15 protein-coding genes and 1 pseudogene are annotated in these 16,798 nt (G+C 72.7%); 11 read left to right on the top strand and 5 right to left on the bottom strand.

The genetic code is table 11. The annotated features are described in order from the left end of the window. Window positions 1–71: 71 nt before the first annotated feature. Window positions 72–2,225 (bottom strand): excinuclease ABC subunit UvrB, encoded by a 2,154-nt coding sequence (gene uvrB / locus ACFPIJ_RS18420; RefSeq protein ID WP_380116359.1) that lies wholly within the window; start codon window positions 2,223–2,225, stop codon window positions 72–74. 316 nt (window positions 2,226–2,541) lie between these two features. Beyond that, window positions 2,542–3,111 (bottom strand): annotated as a pseudogene (gene coaE / locus ACFPIJ_RS18415) (dephospho-CoA kinase); the annotation flags it as partial. Window positions 3,112–3,258: 147 nt separating this feature from the next. Here coaE and ACFPIJ_RS18410 point away from each other — a divergent pair. Beyond that, complete coding sequence (locus ACFPIJ_RS18410; protein ID WP_380116358.1) at window positions 3,259–3,501, top strand: hypothetical protein; 243 nt, start codon at window positions 3,259–3,261, stop codon at window positions 3,499–3,501. A 174-nt stretch (window positions 3,502–3,675) separates the two neighbouring features. Further along, the gene (locus tag ACFPIJ_RS18405) at window positions 3,676–4,644 is read left to right on the top strand and encodes a hypothetical protein (RefSeq protein ID WP_380116357.1); all 969 of its coding nucleotides are present in this window, start codon (window positions 3,676–3,678) and stop codon (window positions 4,642–4,644) included. Here ACFPIJ_RS18405 and ACFPIJ_RS18400 read toward each other — a convergent pair whose 3' ends face one another. Next, the gene (locus tag ACFPIJ_RS18400) at window positions 4,645–4,938 is read right to left on the bottom strand and encodes an antibiotic biosynthesis monooxygenase family protein (protein WP_380116356.1); all 294 of its coding nucleotides are present in this window, start codon (window positions 4,936–4,938) and stop codon (window positions 4,645–4,647) included. 21 nt (window positions 4,939–4,959) lie between these two features. Between ACFPIJ_RS18400 and pnuC the strand changes: the two genes are divergently transcribed. From pnuC to ACFPIJ_RS18365, 7 genes are read left to right on the top strand one after another with little or no spacing between them, the layout of a single operon-like run. Then, window positions 4,960–5,574: a nicotinamide riboside transporter PnuC gene (pnuC, locus tag ACFPIJ_RS18395; RefSeq protein ID WP_380116355.1), complete on the top strand. Its 615-nt coding sequence runs from the start codon at window positions 4,960–4,962 to the stop codon at window positions 5,572–5,574. Continuing rightward, window positions 5,571–6,680, top strand: coding sequence for an AAA family ATPase (locus tag ACFPIJ_RS18390; RefSeq protein WP_380116354.1), 1,110 nt, complete (start codon window positions 5,571–5,573; stop codon window positions 6,678–6,680). The genes pnuC and ACFPIJ_RS18390 overlap by 4 nt, the downstream gene beginning before the upstream one ends. A 10-nt stretch (window positions 6,681–6,690) precedes the next feature. After that, a complete protein-coding gene (locus ACFPIJ_RS18385) occupies window positions 6,691–7,617 on the top strand; it encodes an STM4015 family protein (protein ID WP_380116353.1) in 927 nt (308 codons plus the stop codon). Further along, window positions 7,614–8,840, top strand: a complete 1,227-nt coding sequence (locus ACFPIJ_RS18380; RefSeq protein WP_380116352.1) for an STM4014 family protein — start codon at window positions 7,614–7,616, stop codon at window positions 8,838–8,840. Before ACFPIJ_RS18385 ends, ACFPIJ_RS18380 begins: the two co-directional genes overlap by 4 nt. Continuing rightward, window positions 8,837–9,652, top strand: coding sequence for an STM4013/SEN3800 family hydrolase (locus tag ACFPIJ_RS18375; RefSeq protein WP_380116351.1), 816 nt, complete (start codon window positions 8,837–8,839; stop codon window positions 9,650–9,652). Before ACFPIJ_RS18380 ends, ACFPIJ_RS18375 begins: the two co-directional genes overlap by 4 nt. Beyond that, complete coding sequence (locus ACFPIJ_RS18370; protein ID WP_380116350.1) at window positions 9,652–10,962, top strand: STM4012 family radical SAM protein; 1,311 nt, start codon at window positions 9,652–9,654, stop codon at window positions 10,960–10,962. Before ACFPIJ_RS18375 ends, ACFPIJ_RS18370 begins: the two co-directional genes overlap by 1 nt. Further along, on the top strand, window positions 10,959–11,837 hold the full coding sequence (locus ACFPIJ_RS18365; RefSeq protein WP_380116349.1) for an STM4011 family radical SAM protein: 879 nt from the start codon (window positions 10,959–10,961) through the stop codon (window positions 11,835–11,837). The genes ACFPIJ_RS18370 and ACFPIJ_RS18365 overlap by 4 nt, the downstream gene beginning before the upstream one ends. Window positions 11,838–11,846: 9 nt before the next feature. Here ACFPIJ_RS18365 and typA read toward each other — a convergent pair whose 3' ends face one another. Beyond that, the gene (gene typA / locus ACFPIJ_RS18360; protein ID WP_380116348.1) at window positions 11,847–13,712 is read right to left on the bottom strand and encodes a translational GTPase TypA; all 1,866 of its coding nucleotides are present in this window, start codon (window positions 13,710–13,712) and stop codon (window positions 11,847–11,849) included. Window positions 13,713–13,869: 157 nt separating this feature from the next. Here typA and ACFPIJ_RS18355 point away from each other — a divergent pair, with 157 nt between their 5' ends. Together ACFPIJ_RS18355 and ACFPIJ_RS18350 are read left to right on the top strand one after the other, a co-directional pair. Further along, window positions 13,870–14,769 carry a transglycosylase SLT domain-containing protein gene (locus ACFPIJ_RS18355; RefSeq protein ID WP_380116347.1) on the top strand — a complete coding sequence of 300 codons (900 nt, stop codon included), beginning with the start codon at window positions 13,870–13,872 and terminating at the stop codon, window positions 14,767–14,769. Window positions 14,770–14,780: 11 nt separating this feature from the next. Continuing rightward, the gene (locus ACFPIJ_RS18350) at window positions 14,781–16,502 is read left to right on the top strand and encodes a CocE/NonD family hydrolase (RefSeq protein WP_380116346.1); all 1,722 of its coding nucleotides are present in this window, start codon (window positions 14,781–14,783) and stop codon (window positions 16,500–16,502) included. On the opposite strand, the gene ACFPIJ_RS18345 is transcribed toward ACFPIJ_RS18350, so the two are convergent. Beyond that, window positions 16,466–16,795: a hypothetical protein gene (locus ACFPIJ_RS18345; RefSeq protein ID WP_380116345.1), complete on the bottom strand. Its 330-nt coding sequence runs from the start codon at window positions 16,793–16,795 to the stop codon at window positions 16,466–16,468. The two genes, ACFPIJ_RS18350 and ACFPIJ_RS18345, sit on opposite strands and share 37 nt — an antisense overlap. Window positions 16,796–16,798: the final 3 nt, after the last annotated feature.

Genomic DNA, 16,798 nt, shown 5'->3' with positions numbered 1-16,798 from the left:
TGAGAAGGGCCCCGCAGCCGGTTCCGGCTGCGGGGCCCTTCTCTGTGTGCAGCGTGTGCGGAGCGCCGCGGTTACTTGACGCCGGCGACGTCCATGGCACGGAGCTCCTTCTTCAGCTCGGAGACCTCGTCACGCAGCCGCGCGGCGAGCTCGAACTGCAGCTCCCGGGCGGCGCCGAGCATCTGGTCGCTGAGGTCCTGGATCAGGGTGGCGAGCTCGGCCCTGGCCATGCCCGCGCGGGCCGGGGTGGCGGCGCCGGCGGAGCCCTTGGTGCCGCCGCCCTTCTGCCGGGCGCGGGTGTTCTCGGGGGACTTGCCGCGGCTCATCTGCCGGCCGCCACCGACCGTGATGGCGCCACCGGGGCCGTGGCCGCCGACCGCGCCGGCGGTGTCCTCGGCCTCGCGGTAGATGTCGTCGAGGATGTCGCCGAGCTTCTTGCGCAGCGGCTGCGGGTCGATGCCGTTCGCGGTGTTGTACGCGATCTGCTTGTCCCGCCGCCGGTTCGTCTCGTCGATGGCGAGGGCCATCGACGGGGTCATCTTGTCGGCATACATGTGGACCTGGCCGGAGACGTTTCGCGCGGCGCGGCCGATGGTCTGGATCAGGCTGGTCCCGGAGCGCAGGAAGCCCTCCTTGTCGGCGTCGAGGATCGCGACCAGGCTCACCTCGGGCAGGTCCAGGCCCTCGCGCAGCAGGTTGATGCCGACGAGGACGTCGAACTCGCCGCGCCGCAGCTCGCGCAGCAGCTCGACCCGGCGCAGCGTGTCGACCTCGGAGTGCAGGTAGCGCACGCGGATGCCGTGCTCCAGCAGGTAGTCGGTGAGGTCCTCGGCCATCTTCTTGGTCAGGGTCGTCACGAGGACCCGCTCGTCGAGCTCGACCCGCTGGTTGATCTCGTGCATGAGGTCGTCGATCTGGCCCTTGGTCGGCTTGAGGACGACCTGCGGGTCGATGAGGCCGGTCGGGCGGATGACCTGCTCGACGAACTCGCCCTGGGTGCGGCCGAGCTCCCACGGGCCCGGGGTCGCCGACAGGTAGACGGTCTGACCGACCCGCTCCTCGAACTCGTCGAAGCGCAGCGGCCGGTTGTCCTGGGCGCTGGGCAGCCGGAACCCGTGCTCGACCAGCGTCCGCTTCCGGGAGGCGTCGCCCTCATACATGCCGCCGATCTGCGGGACCGTGGCGTGCGACTCGTCGATGACGGTGAGGAAGTCGTCGGGGAAGTAGTCGATCAGGCAGTGCGGCGGGCTGCCCGCCTCGCGGCCGTCGATGTGCCGGGAGTAGTTCTCGATGCCGTTGCAGAAGCCGACCTGGCGCATCATCTCGATGTCATAGGTGGTGCGCATCCGCAGCCGCTGCGCCTCCAGGAGCTTGCCCTCGCGGTCGAGCTCGGCGAGCCGCTCCTCCAGCTCGACCTCGATCTGGGAGATCGCCCGCTCCATGCGCTCGGGACCACCGCCGTAGTGCGTCGCCGGGAAGATCATCAACTGGTCGACCTGGCGGATCTCGTCGCCGGTCAACGGGTGCAGGTAGGACAGGCGCTCGATCTCGTCACCGAAATACTCGATCCGGATCGCGAGCTCCTCATAGGCCGGGATGATCTCGAGGGTGTCGCCACGGACCCGGAACGTGCCCCGGTTGAACGCGAGGTCGTTGCGCGTGTACTGGATGTCGACCAGCCGCCGCAGCAGCTTGTCCCGATCGAGCTCCTCGCCGACGGTCACCTTGGCGGCCCGGTCCAGATACTCCTCGGGCGTGCCCAGACCGTAGATCGCGGACACGGTCGCGACCACGATGACGTCGCGGCGGGTCAGCAGGCTCATCGTCGCGGAGTGCCGCAGCCGCTCGACCTCCTCGTTGACCGACGAGTCCTTCTCGATGTAGGTGTCCGTCTGCGGGATGTAGGCCTCGGGCTGGTAGTAGTCGTAATAGCTGACGAAGTATTCGACCGCGTTGTTGGGCATGAGGTCGCGGAACTCCTTGGCCAGCTGCGCGGCCAGGGTCTTGTTGTGCGCGAGCACCAGCGTCGGGCGCTGGAGCCGCTCGACCAGCCACGCGGTCGTCGCGCTCTTGCCGGTGCCGGTCGCGCCGAGCAGCACCGTGTGCCGGTCGCCGGCCCGCACGCGCCGCGCCAGCTGCTCGATGGCGGCGGGCTGGTCACCGGACGGGACGTATTCGCTGACCACCTCGAAGCGGTTGTCCAAGCGGGGGATGTCGAGCGCCATGACCCAACCGTACGCGGAGGGTATGACAACTTTCGGGGTCCTCGCCCTGGGTGGTTGATCGTATTCAACCTGACGATTGTGTGGGGAAGATCACCGGGCTACCGTAGAGCCGTAGGCCGCTCGCGGCGGCCGACCGGAGAGCAGGCCGACCACCACACGGTCGGCCCTCCCGGCGCCAGGTTGCTGCCCCGGCCCGTCACGGCCGGCGAGCGCACCGTGGTGGGATCGCGCGACACGCGCGACCGGCCGCCGCGAGCGCCCCTGCGTCCCAGGGCCGGGCCGCGGCTCAGGGGTGTGACAGCCCGGCGATCGCCGGCCAGGCCGCTTCGACCGCCGCGTCCAGGTCCTCCGGGGTGCCGTCGTTGACGATCGCCACGTCGGCGACCGCCCGCCGCTGCTCGTCGGTGGCCTGGGCGGCGATCCTGGCGCCGGCCTCCTCCGGCGTCATCCCGCGCAGCCGCACCAGGCGGTCCAGCCGGGTCTGGAGGGAGGCGAAGACGACGACCACCGTCTCGTACAGGCGGGACATCTGCTTCTCGACGATGAGCGGCACGTCGTTGACCACCACGGCCCCGTCGGGCGCGGCCGCGATCAGCTCGGCGGTCCGGGCCCGCACGAGCGGGTGCACGATGCCCTCGAGGGTGGCGCGGGCGTCGTCGTCGCCGAAGATCCGGGCCGCCATCGCGGCCCGGTCGAGCGCGCCGCCGGCGGTGAGCACGCCGTCGCCGAACGCCGCCACGACCGCGGCCAGGCCGGGCGTGCCGGGCTCCACGACCTCGCGGGCGAGCCGGTCCGCGTCGATGACCACCGCGCCGAGCGCGGCCAGCCGGGCCGCCACGGCGCTCTTCCCGGCGCCGATGCCGCCGGTCAGCCCCACCATTCTCATCGCGCCATCACACCACTGCCGCGATGGGAGTGCGGCGCCGGGCACCGGACAGGTGACCGCCCGGCGTGGCCCCGTCAAAAGCGGCAATTATAGAGATAACGTCCGTCCTGGGGAAGACTTCCCGGGGGCGAACGTAACGGGGCGAACATGACACAGGGACGACACTGCATCGGCCGGCCGGGCCTCGGGCGCCGCGACATCACCATGATCGTGGCCGCCGCCGACGCCTCCGGGCGCAGGCCACGGCACCGCCGGGGGCGCTCGGTGCGCCGGTCGACGGCCGAGGCCGCCGGCATCGTCGCCGCCGCGACCGTCCTCGCCATGCTCGCGGTCAGCGGCTGGTACACGGCGTCGGGCGCCACCGCGGTCGTGCAGATGCTGGCCCGGTGACCGGACTGTGATCGGCCCGATGGCAGGCGCAGTGACCGGGCCGGCACCCAAAGGCTGAGCCATCAGCCGTGGCGCGAGGCGCGGGCTGTCAGCGATACTCTGCCGGGCGAGTGCACGAGTGCCGTGCGCAAGTGCACGAACTGCACCGACGCCAGGACCAGAAGGACACGCTGCATGGAGCCGGGACATCCCCCACGGCAGGATCCACCGACGGAGCCGAGCCACGACCAGGTCAACGGGTCGCCACCGCGGCCCGGCAGCCGGCGCGGCTGGATGTCGGACTCGCCGCTCGACGGCGGCTCCGGCTGGCCGACGTCGGCCTATGCGATCGTCCCCCGCCAGGCGGCCCCACAGTCCGAGCAGTCGCCCCAGAACCCGGTCGCGGACGCGACGCAGTACACCACCCAACCGATCCGGCACGAGACCTTTGAGGACGCCGAGGTGGTGCCGGCGGCTGCCCCGCACCGGCGGCGGATCGCGGCGCTGATCATCGGTCTGATCGTGCTGCTGGTCGCGGTCGTCGGCGGGGTCCTGGCGACCCGCGGAACCGGCGGCGGCACCGAGCAGCCGGACGGCGAGCAGCGCGCCGTCACCGGACCGGCCGTGGCCGGAACCACCGCACGGGTCACCACCGGGACCACCGCCACCACCGGTGCGAGCGGCGGTCCGAGTCTGGACGCCAGCGGATCACCGGTGCCCGGCCTCAGCGGCACCCCCGACCCGAGCGCCGTGGTGACCGGTTCCGTGCCGGCGGGCACGGTCACCGACGTGCTGCGGGCCGGCACCGTCCGGCTGACCGTCCTGGCCGGGCAGCCCGACGAGGCGTTCGACGTCGACGGCGGCGTGAAGCAGCCGGCGGGCGCCGACATCGCCGCCGGTGCGCTCGGCCTGAGCGCGGTCGGCGGTGCGGCCTTCGCCCCCGTCCTGGCGGCGCCGACCCTCGCCGCCTGCTCGGCGGTCCCGGCCGCGCAGTGGACCGACAAGATCCTGCTCACCGCCCTGCTGCCCACCGCCAAGGTCTGCGTCCGCACCGGCGAGCAGCGCTTCGGCTGGTTCAGCCCCCGTCCCGGCGACGCGGTGATCACCGGCCAGCTCTACACCACGTACCTCGACTTCACGGTGTGGAAGAAGAGCGGCGACTGATCAGGCGGGCACGTCGACGAAGTGCTCGACCGTGGGCGCGCCGTCGAAGAACGGGCCGAGCAGCGCGCGCCACTGCGTGAAACGGTCGGTGGCGCGGAAGTTGTCCAGGTGCGCGTCGACGGAGTCCCACTCGACCAGCAGCACGAACCGGCTCGCCGATTCGACGCCGCGCGTCATGCGCACCGACCGGCAGCCGGGGGTGGTCACGAGCAACTCGTGACCCTTGCGGTAAGCGGCGGCGAACTCTTCCTCGCGGCCGGCGAGCACGTCGATGAGCGCAACTTCCAAGACCATCCGGAAAGGGTAGAGGAGATCGTGCTCGACTGGCTCACATCCGCCGCCTTCCATGCTTTCGGTGCGCCGACCACGTGGGCCGAACTGCTCGGGTTCCTGACCGGCCTCGGCACGGTCTGGCTGGTGGTGCGCCAGCACATCGCGAACTGGCCGGTCGGGATCGCCAACGTGCTGCTGCTCATGGTCGCGTTCCAGCACGTCGGCCTCTACGGCGACGCCTGGCTGCAGGTGGTCTACGTGATCCTCGGCGCCTACGGCTGGTGGCGCTGGCGGCCCGGGGCGACCACGGAGGTCCGTCGCACGACCCGGGTCGAGTGGGGCGCGCTCGCCATTGCCGGCGCGGTGCTCACCGTGGCGTTGTGGTGGTACCTGGACCGGTTCACGGAGTCCACCGTGCCGTGGCCGGACGCCGCGACCACCGCCGTCTCGCTGCTCGCCACCTACGGCCAGACCCGCCGCCTGGTCGAGAGCTGGTGGCTGTGGATCGCCGTCGACGTCGTGTACGTGCCGCTGTACGGGTACAAGGACCTGTGGCTCACCGCGGTGCTGTACCTCGCCTTCCTCGGCCTGTGCGTCCTGGGCCTGCGGGCCTGGCGGCAGGCGCTGACGGCGCAGCGGCTCGCGGTGCCGGCATGACGCACGGCCTCGTCGTCGGCAAGTTCTACCCGCCGCACGCCGGACACCACCACCTCATCGACACCGCCGCCCGCGCCTGCGAGCGGGTCACCGTCGTCGTGGCACCGTCCAGCGCCGAGTCCATCCCCCTCGAGGTCCGGCTCGACTGGCTGCGCGAGGTGCACGCGGCGAGCCCGCACGTGCGGTTCGCCGGCGTGTACTGCGACCTGCCCATCGACTACGACGACCCCGACATCTGGCAGGCGCACTACGAGGTCTTCCGCGGCGCCGCCGGCGCCGCGACGGTGGATGTGGTCTTCTCCTCCGAGGTGTACGGCGACGAGCTCGCCCGGCGCTTCGACGCCCGGCACGTGGCGGTCGACCCTTCCCGGGCCGGTGTGCCGGTCTCCGGGACGGCGATCCGCGCGGATCCCGTGGCCAACTGGGCGTTCCTGGCCGCGCCGGTGCGCGCCTGGCTGGCCCGCCGGGTGGTCGTCGTCGGCGCCGAGTCGACCGGCACCACCACCCTGGCCCGGGCCCTCGCCGCCCAGCTCCGGCTGCGCGGCGGGGCCTTCGCGGGCACGCGGTGGGTGCCCGAGTACGGCCGGACCCTCACCGAACTGAAGATGGCCGGCGGCGTGAAGGTCGAGGACCTCGTCTGGGACCGCGACGACTTCCTGACCGTCGTGCGCGAGCAGAACGCCGCCGAGGACGCCGCCGCCCGGGCCGGCGGGCCGCTGCTGATCTGCGACACCGACGCGTTCGCCACCACGATCTGGGAGGAGCGCTACCTGGGCTCGGCCTCGCCGGGGGTCCGCGCCGCCGCCCGCGAACCGGCGCTGTACCTGCTGACCCCGGACGACGGCGTGCCGTTCGAGGACGACGGGATGCGCGACGGCGAGCACCTGCGCGGCTGGATGACCGGCCGCTTCCGCGCCGAGCTCGCCGCCGGGCGGGTGCCGTGGATCGAGCTGACCGGGACGTACCGCGACAGGCTGCGTGCCGCGCTCGCGGCCTGCGACGATGTGCTCGCGCAGGGTTGGTCCTTCGCGGCGCCGCAGTTGCCGCGCCGGTCTGCGGATGAGTCCCTGGATCGGGCGCCGGGAATTGTCGGTGGGTCCTGTTAGGGTCCCGCGCATGAGGCACATCACGACGTTCGCCGGGCTCCCGGTGGTCCAGTTCGAGCCCGGCGTCGTCGACCGGCTCGACGCGAAGGGGACCCCGCGCAGCGCCGTCGCCTGGCGCATCGAGACGGACTACGAGGCCGACGAGGAGGCGTTCCGGACCGTCCTGGACCGGTGCCTCGACGTCGTCGGCGGTGAGTCCGTGCAGGCGCTCGTCGTCGGGCAGTGGGGCGAGGCCTACGACACCCCGCCGCCGCTGCACCTGCTCATCGCCGCCCGCCTGCGGCTGCCGCACCTGCGGGCGCTGTTCCTCGGCGAGATGACCAGCGAGGAGTGCGAGATCTCCTGGATCAACCACACCGACGTGGCGCCGCTGCTCGCCGCGTTCCCGGGCCTGGAGGTCCTGCGCATCCGCGGCGCCGACGGGCTGCAGCTGTCCCCGGTGCGGCACATGCGGCTGCGGGAGCTGGCGGTGGAGAGCGGTGGCCTGCCCGCCGGTGTCGTGCGCGGCATCGCCGACTCGCACCTGCCGGCGCTGACCGATCTGGAGCTGTGGCTCGGCGTCAGCGAGTATGGCGGCGACGTCAGCGTCGAGGACCTGGCGCCGGTGTTCAGCGGCACGGGCGTGCCCCGGCTGCGCCGCCTCGCCCTGCGCAACGCGGAGATCGCCGACCAGGTCGCGGCCGCGCTCGCCGGCGCACCCGTCGTGCCCCGCCTCGACACGCTCGACCTGTCCCTGGGCATCCTGTCCGACCAGGGCGCCGAGGCGCTGCTGCTCGGCCAGCCACTGACCCATCTGCGCCGGCTCGACCTGTCCCACCACTTCATCTCGGCCGAGCTGGCCGACCGGCTCCGGACCGAGCTGCCCGGCGTCGACGTCGACCTGTCCGACGAGCAGGAGGAGGACGACGGCGAGCGATACACGGCAGTGTCGGAATGACCACCGTCACCGTCGTCGGCGTTCCCGGCCACCGGCGCGTCCGGCTGTTCCGCGACGCGGCCGTCGCCGCGGGCCTGCCCGAGCCGGCCGTGGTGAGCTGGCGCGACGTGTGCGCCGGCGACTTCGACCTGGCGGCCGGCGGCGCGGGGGACGGAAGGGCGTGGGTGCGGCTGGAGTCGCCCGGTGAGGACGCGGAGATCGACCGGCTGCTGCGGGGTGCCGCCGCGCCCGCCGCGCACGGGGAGATCGTCGGGCTCGCCGCCTGGCACCGCGGTCTCGTCGCCGCGGCGCGCCGGGTCGAGGCGCGCGGGGTGCCGCTGCTGACCGCGGTGGACGAGCTCGACGTGATGTTCGACAAGCGTCGCTGCCACGCCCTGCTGCGGTCCCGGGGTGTGGCGGTGCCCGAGGCGTTCACCGCGGGTGGCTACGAGGAGATCCGCGAGCGGGGGCGGGAGCAGGGCTGGCGCAGGGTGTTCGTCAAACCGCCGCACGGGTCGTCGGCGTCGGGGGTCGTCGCCCTCGCGTTCGGCGGCAACCGGGGCGGTGGACAGGGCGGTGGACAGGGCGGCAGCCGGGTCAGTGCCTACACGTCCGCGGTGTTCGACGGTGACCGGCTCTACAACGAGCTGCGGGTGCGCCACTACACCGACGAGCGGACCGTTGCCGCGATCATCGACCGGCTCGCGGCCGAGCGCGGCGCCGTGCCCGCCGAGCGCGGCGCCCTGCACGTGGAGCGCTGGCTGCCGAAGGCGTCCCACGACGGGCTCGCCTTCGACCTGCGGGTGCTCGTCGTCGCCGGGCGCGTCAGCCACGTCGTCGTGCGCACCGGCCGGTCCCCGATGACCAACCTGCACCTCGGCAACGCCCGCGGTGACCTGGCCGGCGTCCGCGCCGCCGCGGGCGAGGAGCGCTGGGCCGCCGCGATGCGCACCTGCGAGGCGGCTGCCGCGTGCTTCCCCGGCAGCCTGCACGCCGGCGTGGACCTGATGTTCACCCGCGACCACCGCACGCACGCGGTCGCCGAGGTCAACGCGTTCGGTGACCTGCTGCCGGGCCTGCTCGCCGGCGGGCGCGACACGTACGCCGCGGAGATCGACGCGCTGCTGACCGGCCGGTTCCGCGCCGCCGGTCCCGCGGTCGCCGAGCCGGCGCCTGTGGTTGCCGAGCCGGCGCCTGTGGTTGCCGAGCCGGCGCCTGTGGTCGCCGTGGCCGGTGCCCGGTGAAGGCGCTCATCGGCAGCCACGACCTGCTCTTCGTCACGCTCGACACGCTGCGCCACGACGTCGCCGCCGCGCAGCTCGCGGCCGGGCGGACCCCCAACCTCGCCAGGGTGCTGCCCGGCGGGGCGTGGCAGCGGCGGCACACGCCGGCGTCGTTCACGTATGCGGCGCACCACGCGTTCTTCGGCGGGTTCCTGCCCACGCCGGTGACGCCGGGGCCGCACGAGCGGCCGTTCGCGGCCAGGTTCCCGGGCAGCACCACCGTCGGCGGGGACACCTGGGAGTTCGACGCGGCCGACGTCGTCACCGGGCTGCGCGCCGCCGGCTACCACACGGTCTGCATCGGCGGGGTCGGCTTCTTCGCGATGACCAGCGCGCAGGGCGGGGTGCTGCCGGGGCTGTTCGACGAGGCGCACTGGACCCGCGACTTCGGCGTCACCAACCCCGCCTGCTTCGAGGCGCAGCTCGACCGGCTCGCCGCCGTGCTGCGCGACCGCCGCGACCCCAGCCACCGGGATGGTCCGCTGTTCACGTTCGTCAACGTCGCCGCCATGCACCAGCCCAACCGGCACTACCTGCCCGGCGCCGGCGAGGACAGCCTGGCGTCGCACGGCGCCGCCCTGGCGTATGTCGACCGGCACCTGCCGGTGCTGTTCGGGCTCGTCACGTCCCGTCGCCGGCCCTGCCATGTGATCATGTGCAGCGACCACGGCACCGCCTACGGCGAGGACGGGCACACCGGGCACCGGTTCGCGCACGAGGTGGTGTGGACCGTGCCGTATGCCGAGTTCACGCTCGGACCGGGGGAGTGGTGATGCTCGGTTCCCCGTATCAGGGCTACCTGTATGCGTATCCGCACAAGACCGCGTACCGGCCGCTGCGGCCCCGGCCGAGGCTCGCCGACGTGTGGGCGGCGGAGCCGACGGGGGCGCTGTTCCTCTACGTCCACGTGCCGTTCTGTGAGATGCGGTGCGGGTTCTGCAACCTCTTCACCCGCGCTCTGCCGCCCGCCGCGCAGGTCACCGCCTACCTCGACCAGCTGGGGCGGCAGGCGGACCGGGTCGCGGCAGCGGTGCCCGCCGCGTCCTACGCCCGGGCCGCGGTCGGCGGCGGGACCCCGACGTATCTGACCGCGGCGGAGCTGACCCGGCTCTTCGACATCGTCGAACGGGCCACCGGCGCGGAGCTGCGTGCCGTGCCGATGTCGGTCGAGACGTCACCGGCGACCGCGACCGCCGACCGGCTCGCGGTCCTGGTCGAGCGCGGCACGACCAGGGTCAGCATCGGCGTGCAGAGTTTCCTCGACGCGGAGGCGCACGCCGCCGGCCGGCCGCAGCACCGCGCCGAGGTCGACCGGGCCCTGGACACCATCCGCGCCGCCGGCCCGGTCGAGCTGAACATCGACCTCATCTACGGCATCCCCGGCCAGACCACCGACACCTGGACGAGCTCGCTGCGGACCGCCCTGACCTGGCGGCCCGAGGAGCTGTACCTGTATCCGCTCTACGTGCGCCCGATGACCGGCCTCGGCCGGCGGGCGCCCGGCGCGGCGGACCCCGAGTGGGACGCGCACCGGCTCGGGCTCTACCGGCACGCCGTGGACCTGCTCGCCGACGCGGGCTACGAGCAGCAGTCGATGCGTGCGTTCCGGCGGCGGGACGCGCCACCGGCGGACGACGCCGAGGGTCCCGGCTACTGCTGCCAGGACGACGGGATGGTCGGACTCGGCTGCGGGGCCAGGTCGTACACGTCGGCGCTGCACTACTCGTTCGACTACGCGGTGAGCGTCCGGCAGGTGCGCGGCATCCTCGACGACTACCTCGCGCGGCCGGCGGGGGACTTCGACGTCGCCGAGGTCGGGTTCGTGCTCGACGGCACCGAGCAGCGCCGCCGCTGGCTGCTCAAGTCGCTGCTGCGGGCGTCGGGGGTGGTGCCCGGCGACTACCTGGCGCGCTTCGGCACCGCCGTCGACGACGACTTCCCGGCGCTGCGCCTGCTCCGCGAGAGCGGCCACCTCGACGGGCACCGGCTCACCGCCGAGGGGCTCGCGCACTCCGACGCGATCGGGCCGTGGCTCACCTCCGACGGCGTCCGCGCCGCGATGGCCGGGCACGTGCCGCGGTGAGGATCCTCTACCGCGGGCCCCTGGCCAGCTGCAACTACGACTGTGCGTACTGCCCGTTCGCGAAGCGGCGCGACCCGCCCGAGCTGCTGCGCGCCGACCGGGCCGCCCTGGAGCGCTTCGTGGCGTGGGTCGAGGCCCAGCGGGAGCCGATCGAGGTGCTGTTCACGCCGTGGGGTGAGGGGCTGACCCGGTCCTGGTATCGGGAGGCGCTCGTGCGCCTGTCGCACCTGCCGCACGTCGGGCGCGCCGCGATCCAGACCAATCTCGCCGGCCGGCTCAGCTGGGTCGCCGGCGCGGACCCGGGCACCCTCGCGCTGTGGTGCACGTTCCACCCGGGTCAGGTGAGCCGGGAGCGGTTCCTGCGCCAGGTCGAGATCCTGCACCGGCACGGCATCCGGCACTCGGTCGGCGTGGTCGGCCTGCCGGAGCACCTCGCCGAGGCGGTCGCGTTGCGCGAGGCGCTGCCCGGCGACGTGTACCTGTGGGTCAACGCCGCCGAGGGCCACCGGTACCCGGCGGAGCAGGAGGCGGCGTGGACGGCGATCGACCCGCTGTTCGGCTACAGCGTGCGGCCGCACGCATCCCTGGGCCGGTCCTGCCGCACCGGCGACGAGGTGATCTCGGTCCTCGGCGACGGCACGGTCCGCCGCTGCCACTTCGTGCCGGAGCCGCTCGGCAACCTGTACGACGGGACTTGGCGGCGGACCACGCAACCCTGCCCGAAGGGCGAGTGCGACTGTCACATCGGCTACGTGCACCTGCGGACGCTGCCGCTCTACGACGTGTTCGCCGGCGGCGTCCTCGAGCGGGTGCCGCACGAGCTGCCGCTGTGGTCCGTGCCGCCGGCCGCGCTCACCAGAACGCGGCCGGCGTGACAGTGCGGATCAGGCGTGCGCCCGCTTGCGGGCGGAGCGCTCGCGGTCCTTCTGGTCGAGCATGACCTTGCGGATGCGGACCGCGGTCGGGGTGACCTCGACGCACTCGTCCTCGCGGCAGAACTCGAGGGCCTGCTCCAGGGTGAGCTTGCGCGGCGGGATCAGCTTCTCCGTCTCGTCGGAGGCGGAGGAGCGCATGTTCGTGAGCTTCTTCTCCTTGGTGATGTTGACGTCCATGTCGTCGGCGCGGGAGTTCTCGCCGACGATCATGCCCTCGTACACCTCGGTGGTGGGCTCGATGAACATCGAGCCGCGCTCCTGCAGGTTCATCATCGCGAACGGGGTCGCGACGCCGGCCCGGTCGGCGACGAGGGACCCGGTGGCGCGCATGCGCAGCTCGCCGAACCACGGCTCGTACTTCTCGAAGACGTGGTGCAGGATGCCGGTGCCGCGGGTGTCGGTGAGGAACTCGGTCCGGAACCCGATCAGGCCGCGGGCCGGGACCAGCCACTCCATCCGGATCCAGCCGGTGCCGTGGTTGACCATCTGCTCCATGCGGCCCTTACGGGTGGCGAGGAGCTGGGTGATCGCGCCGAGGTACTCGTCGGGGGCGTCGATGGTGAGCCGCTCGACCGGCTCGTGCACCTTGCCGTCGACCTCGCGGGTGACGACCTGCGGCTTGCCGACGGTCAGCTCGTAGCCCTCGCGGCGCATCTGCTCGACGAGGATGGCCAGGGCGAGCTCGCCACGGCCCTGGACCTCCCAGGTGTCGGGGCGCTCGGTCGGCAGGATCCGCAGCGACACGTTGCCGACCATCTCGCGGTCGAGCCGGTCCTTGACCAGCCGTGCGGTGACCTTGGTGCCCTTGACCTTGCCGGCCAGGGGCGACTGGTTGGTGCCGATGGTCATCGAGATCGCCGGCTCGTCGACCGTGATCAGGGGCAGCGCGACCGGGTTCTCCGCGTCCGCCAGGGTCTCGCCGATCATGATGTCGGGGATGCCGGCGAGCGCGATGATGTCGCCCTGCGCGGCCTCCTCGGCCGGCTTGCGCTCCAGGCCCTGGGTCATGAGCAGCTCGGAGATGCGCACGTTCTGCACGGTGCCGTCGGTGCGGATCCAGGCGACGGTCTGCCCCTTGCGGATCTTGCCCTCGCGGACCCGGCACAGCGCGAGGCGGCCGAGGAACGGCGACGCGTCGAGGTTGGTGACGTGCGCCTGCAGCGGCGCGCCCTCGGTGTACGCCGGGGCGGGGATCGTGTTCAGCAGCGTCTGGAACAGCGGCTGCAGGTTGTCGCTGTCGGCGGGGACGGTGCCGTCCTCCGGCTGGCTGAGCGAGGCGACGCCGTCACGGGCGCAGGCGTAGACGATCGGGAACTCGATCTGGTGCTCGTCGGCGTCGAGGTCGAGGAAGAGCTCGTACGTCTCGTCGATGACCTCCTTGATCCGGGCGTCGGGCCGGTCCACCTTGTTGATCACCAGGATGATCGGCAGGCGGGCCTTGAGCGCCTTGCGCAGCACGAACCGGGTCTGCGGCAGGGGGCCCTCGCTGGCGTCGACGAGGAGGATCACGCCGTCGACCATGGTCAGGCCGCGCTCGACCTCACCGCCGAAGTCCGCGTGGCCGGGCGTGTCGATGATGTTGATCGTGGTCGGGGTGCCGCCGTCGGCGGGGACGTAGCGCACGGCGGTGTTCTTCGCGAGAATGGTGATGCCCTTCTCGCGCTCGAGGTCCATCGAGTCCATCACCCGGTCGACCTGCTCCGCGCGCGCGTGGAACGCGCCGCTCTGCCGCAGCATCGCGTCGACAAGGGTGGTCTTGCCGTGGTCGACGTGAGCGACGATGGCGACGTTGCGGAGGTCTGAACGGGTCTGCATGACCTCCATTGTTCCAGGCGGTCCCAGATCGCCGTGACGCACAGTGCGCGTTGTGACGTTCCGCGCCCCCGGTCATCGTTTTCGCCGTCCGGCGGCGTCCTAGGGGACAGCGGGCACCGCCCGTCCGCGATAACGTGCCAGGACGGGGAGGGCATCGATGAGCTACGGCAGTTTCTATGACGACGACACCGCTGAGCAGCCATGGGGCGTTGAGGAGGACCCGCCGCGCAGGCGGCGCGCCGGGATGATCTTCCTGGTCGGCGGGCTGGTCGTGGTCGGCCTGATCGCCGTCGGCGGGCTGGCGGTCCTCGTCAAGGGCCAGGACGCGAAGCCGGCGTCGGTCACGGCGGGCTCGTCCAGGTCGCCGGCGGAGACGAGCGCCGAGCCGGTGGAGGCAGTCGTGGAGACCACGTCGGCGCCGCCGAGCCCGTCGGCGTCCGCCAAGCCGTCGAAGAGCGCCGCGCCGAAGAAGTCGATCGCGCCGCCGAAGCAGACGGCCCTGCCCCCGCCGCCGCCGCCGAAGGCGAGCACGAAGCCCGGCTGCCAGCCCACCTACAAGGGCACCCAGCTGCCGAAGTCGACGGTCCGGGAGTATCTCGACGCCGCCGCCGTGAAGCAGTTCTGGGGCAGCGCCACCCCGGCCGAGGTGCAGGCCATCCGGGTGCCGAAACGCCTGCTGTACGGCACCGCCGAGCAGGAGAGCGGCTGGCAGTCCAACATCTACGCCTGCGACGGCGGGGTCGGCGTCATGCAGGTCATGCCGAACACCGAGACGTGGATGAACCAGCGGTTCGGCACGTCCTGGAAGATCGACACCCCGCACGACAACGTGATGCTCGGCGGGCAGTACCTGGCCTGGTCGATCCGCTACTTCGGTGAGCAGCTCGGCACCTTCGACATCCTGGGCGCCGATCAGACCCTGCTCAACGCGGTGATCTCGGCGTACAACAACGGGGCCGGGGCGGTCGACCTCACCAAGGGTGACGCCGGCATCACCAACTGGACCTACGTCAACAACGTCAAGGCGCTCATGGGCAGGTGCTGCAACACCTACTAGCGTAGGGCGGCATGAGGCTCGACCCGGTAGGCCGACTGCTGAAGCTGCCACCCGCGCTGACCGGACGGGTCCGCGTCACCAGGGGCATCCCGGTCCGGATGCGGGACGGCGCGATCCTGCGCGCCGACCACTACGGGCCGGCCCTGGACGCCGCGCTGCCCACGGTGCTGGTGCGCACGCCGTACGGCCGGGGCGCGCCGACGAACCTGCTCTGCCGGGCCGTCGCCCAGCGTGGCTTCAACGTGCTCATCCAGTCCTGCCGCGGGACCGCCGACTCCGGCGGCACGTTCGAGCCGCTGCTCCAGGAGCGCGAGGACGGCCTCGACACGCTCGACTGGTTGCGGCTGCAGCCGTGGTACGACGGCCGTCTCCTCACCTACGGCCCCAGCTATGTCGGGTTCGTGCAGTGGGCCCTGGCCGCCGAGGCCGGCGACGAGCTCAAGGCGATGGCCACGATCGTCACCGCGTCGGACTTCGGCCCGCCCACCTACGCGGGTGGCGCGTTCTCCCTCGACACCGTCCTCACCTGGTCGGCGCTCCTCGACGCGCAGCGCGGCCCGCGGCTGGACAACGCCCTCGAGCTGCTGCGCGGCCAGCCGAGGCTGCAGCGCGGGCTGGCCCGGGTGCCCCTCGCCGAGGCCGACCGGATCACCACCGGCGCCGAGATCGAGTTCTTCCAGCGGTGGCTGGCCGAGGCGGACCCGACGTCCGCGTACTGGACCCAGCGCGGCCACACCCACAGCCTGCCGAAGGTCACCGCGCCGGTGCTCATGATCGGCGGCTGGCACGACATCTTCCTGCCGTGGCAGCTGGTCGACTACGCCGCGCTGCGGGCCGCCGGCCTCCAGCCGCACCTGACCGTCGGCCCGTGGCACCACGGCAGCGCCGGGCTGTTCCAGCACTCCGCGGCCGAGGCCGTCGCCTGGTTCCGCGCCCACACCGGCGGGCCCGAGCCCATCCGCGAGCACCCCGTCCGGGTGCACGTCGGCGGCATCGACACCGGCGCTGAATCATGGCGGGAGTTGCCCGAGTGGCCTCCCGTCACGAGCCAACCGCAGCGTTGGTACCTCCAGCAGGACGCCGCGTTGCGTCCGGTACCCGTACCGGACGGCGAGCGCCTCGACGGCTTCACGTACGACCCGAAACACCCGACGCCGGCGCTCGGCGGCCCGCGGCTCGTCGGCAAGATCGCCGGACGCCGCGACAACCGCCCCCTGGAGGCGCGCCCCGACGTGCTGACGTTCACCTCGGCGCCGCTGACCGAGCCCCTCGAGGTGGTCGGCCCGGTCTCGGCCGACATCACCGTCCACGCGACGTGCGTGCGCCCGGACGGCGCGGCACCGCGGTCCCGTGACCTCGTGCCGCACTTCGACGTGTTCGTCCGGTTGTGCGAGGTTGACGAGCAGGACCGGTCGTGGAACATCTGCGACGGCCTGGCCCGAGCCACCGCCGCGGCGGACCCGGGGACCGGGACGGACCCCGTGGCGGTGCGGGTGGAGCTGTGGCCGACCGCGTACCGGTTCGCGGCCGGCCGCCGCATCCGGGTGCAGGTCAGCGGGGGAGCGCACCCGCGCTTCTCCCGGAACCCGGGCACGGGCGCGCCGCTCGGCCATGAACTGGAGTTGCGCGCCGTCCGGCAGGAGCTCCTGGCCCCGTCGTCGATCAGCCTGCCGGTGCTGCCGCCGGAGCAGCCGGCTCAGTCGTCGAACGTGGACGGGCCGACGTCGGTGTAGGTGCCGGCGTCGGCGTCCCACTCGAACTGGCGCCCCTCGGACCCGGCGCTGACGATCTTGCCGAACGCCGGGTAGCGCTCGACGAGCCACTCCAGGTCGGGCATGAGCAGCTCACCCGCGTCGGCGAGCTGCTCGTCGGTCTCGTCGCCGACCAGCAGGTTCCACCCGCTGGCCTTCCGCCCGTCGGGCGCGGCCGGCAGGGTGGCGTCCTCGGGGTCGTGATACACGTACCCGGGGAGCAGCGACTCGTCCTCCACCAACCGCCGCGACGCGAACGCGATCAAGTAGCTCATGCG

The sequence above is a fragment of the Dactylosporangium cerinum genome (genome assembly GCF_042653625.1).
Taxonomy (GTDB): Bacteria; Actinomycetota; Actinomycetes; order Mycobacteriales; family Micromonosporaceae; genus Dactylosporangium; species Dactylosporangium cerinum.
Note: the sequence above shows the minus strand (reverse complement) of the source record. Positions and strands in the feature narration are given on the sequence as shown.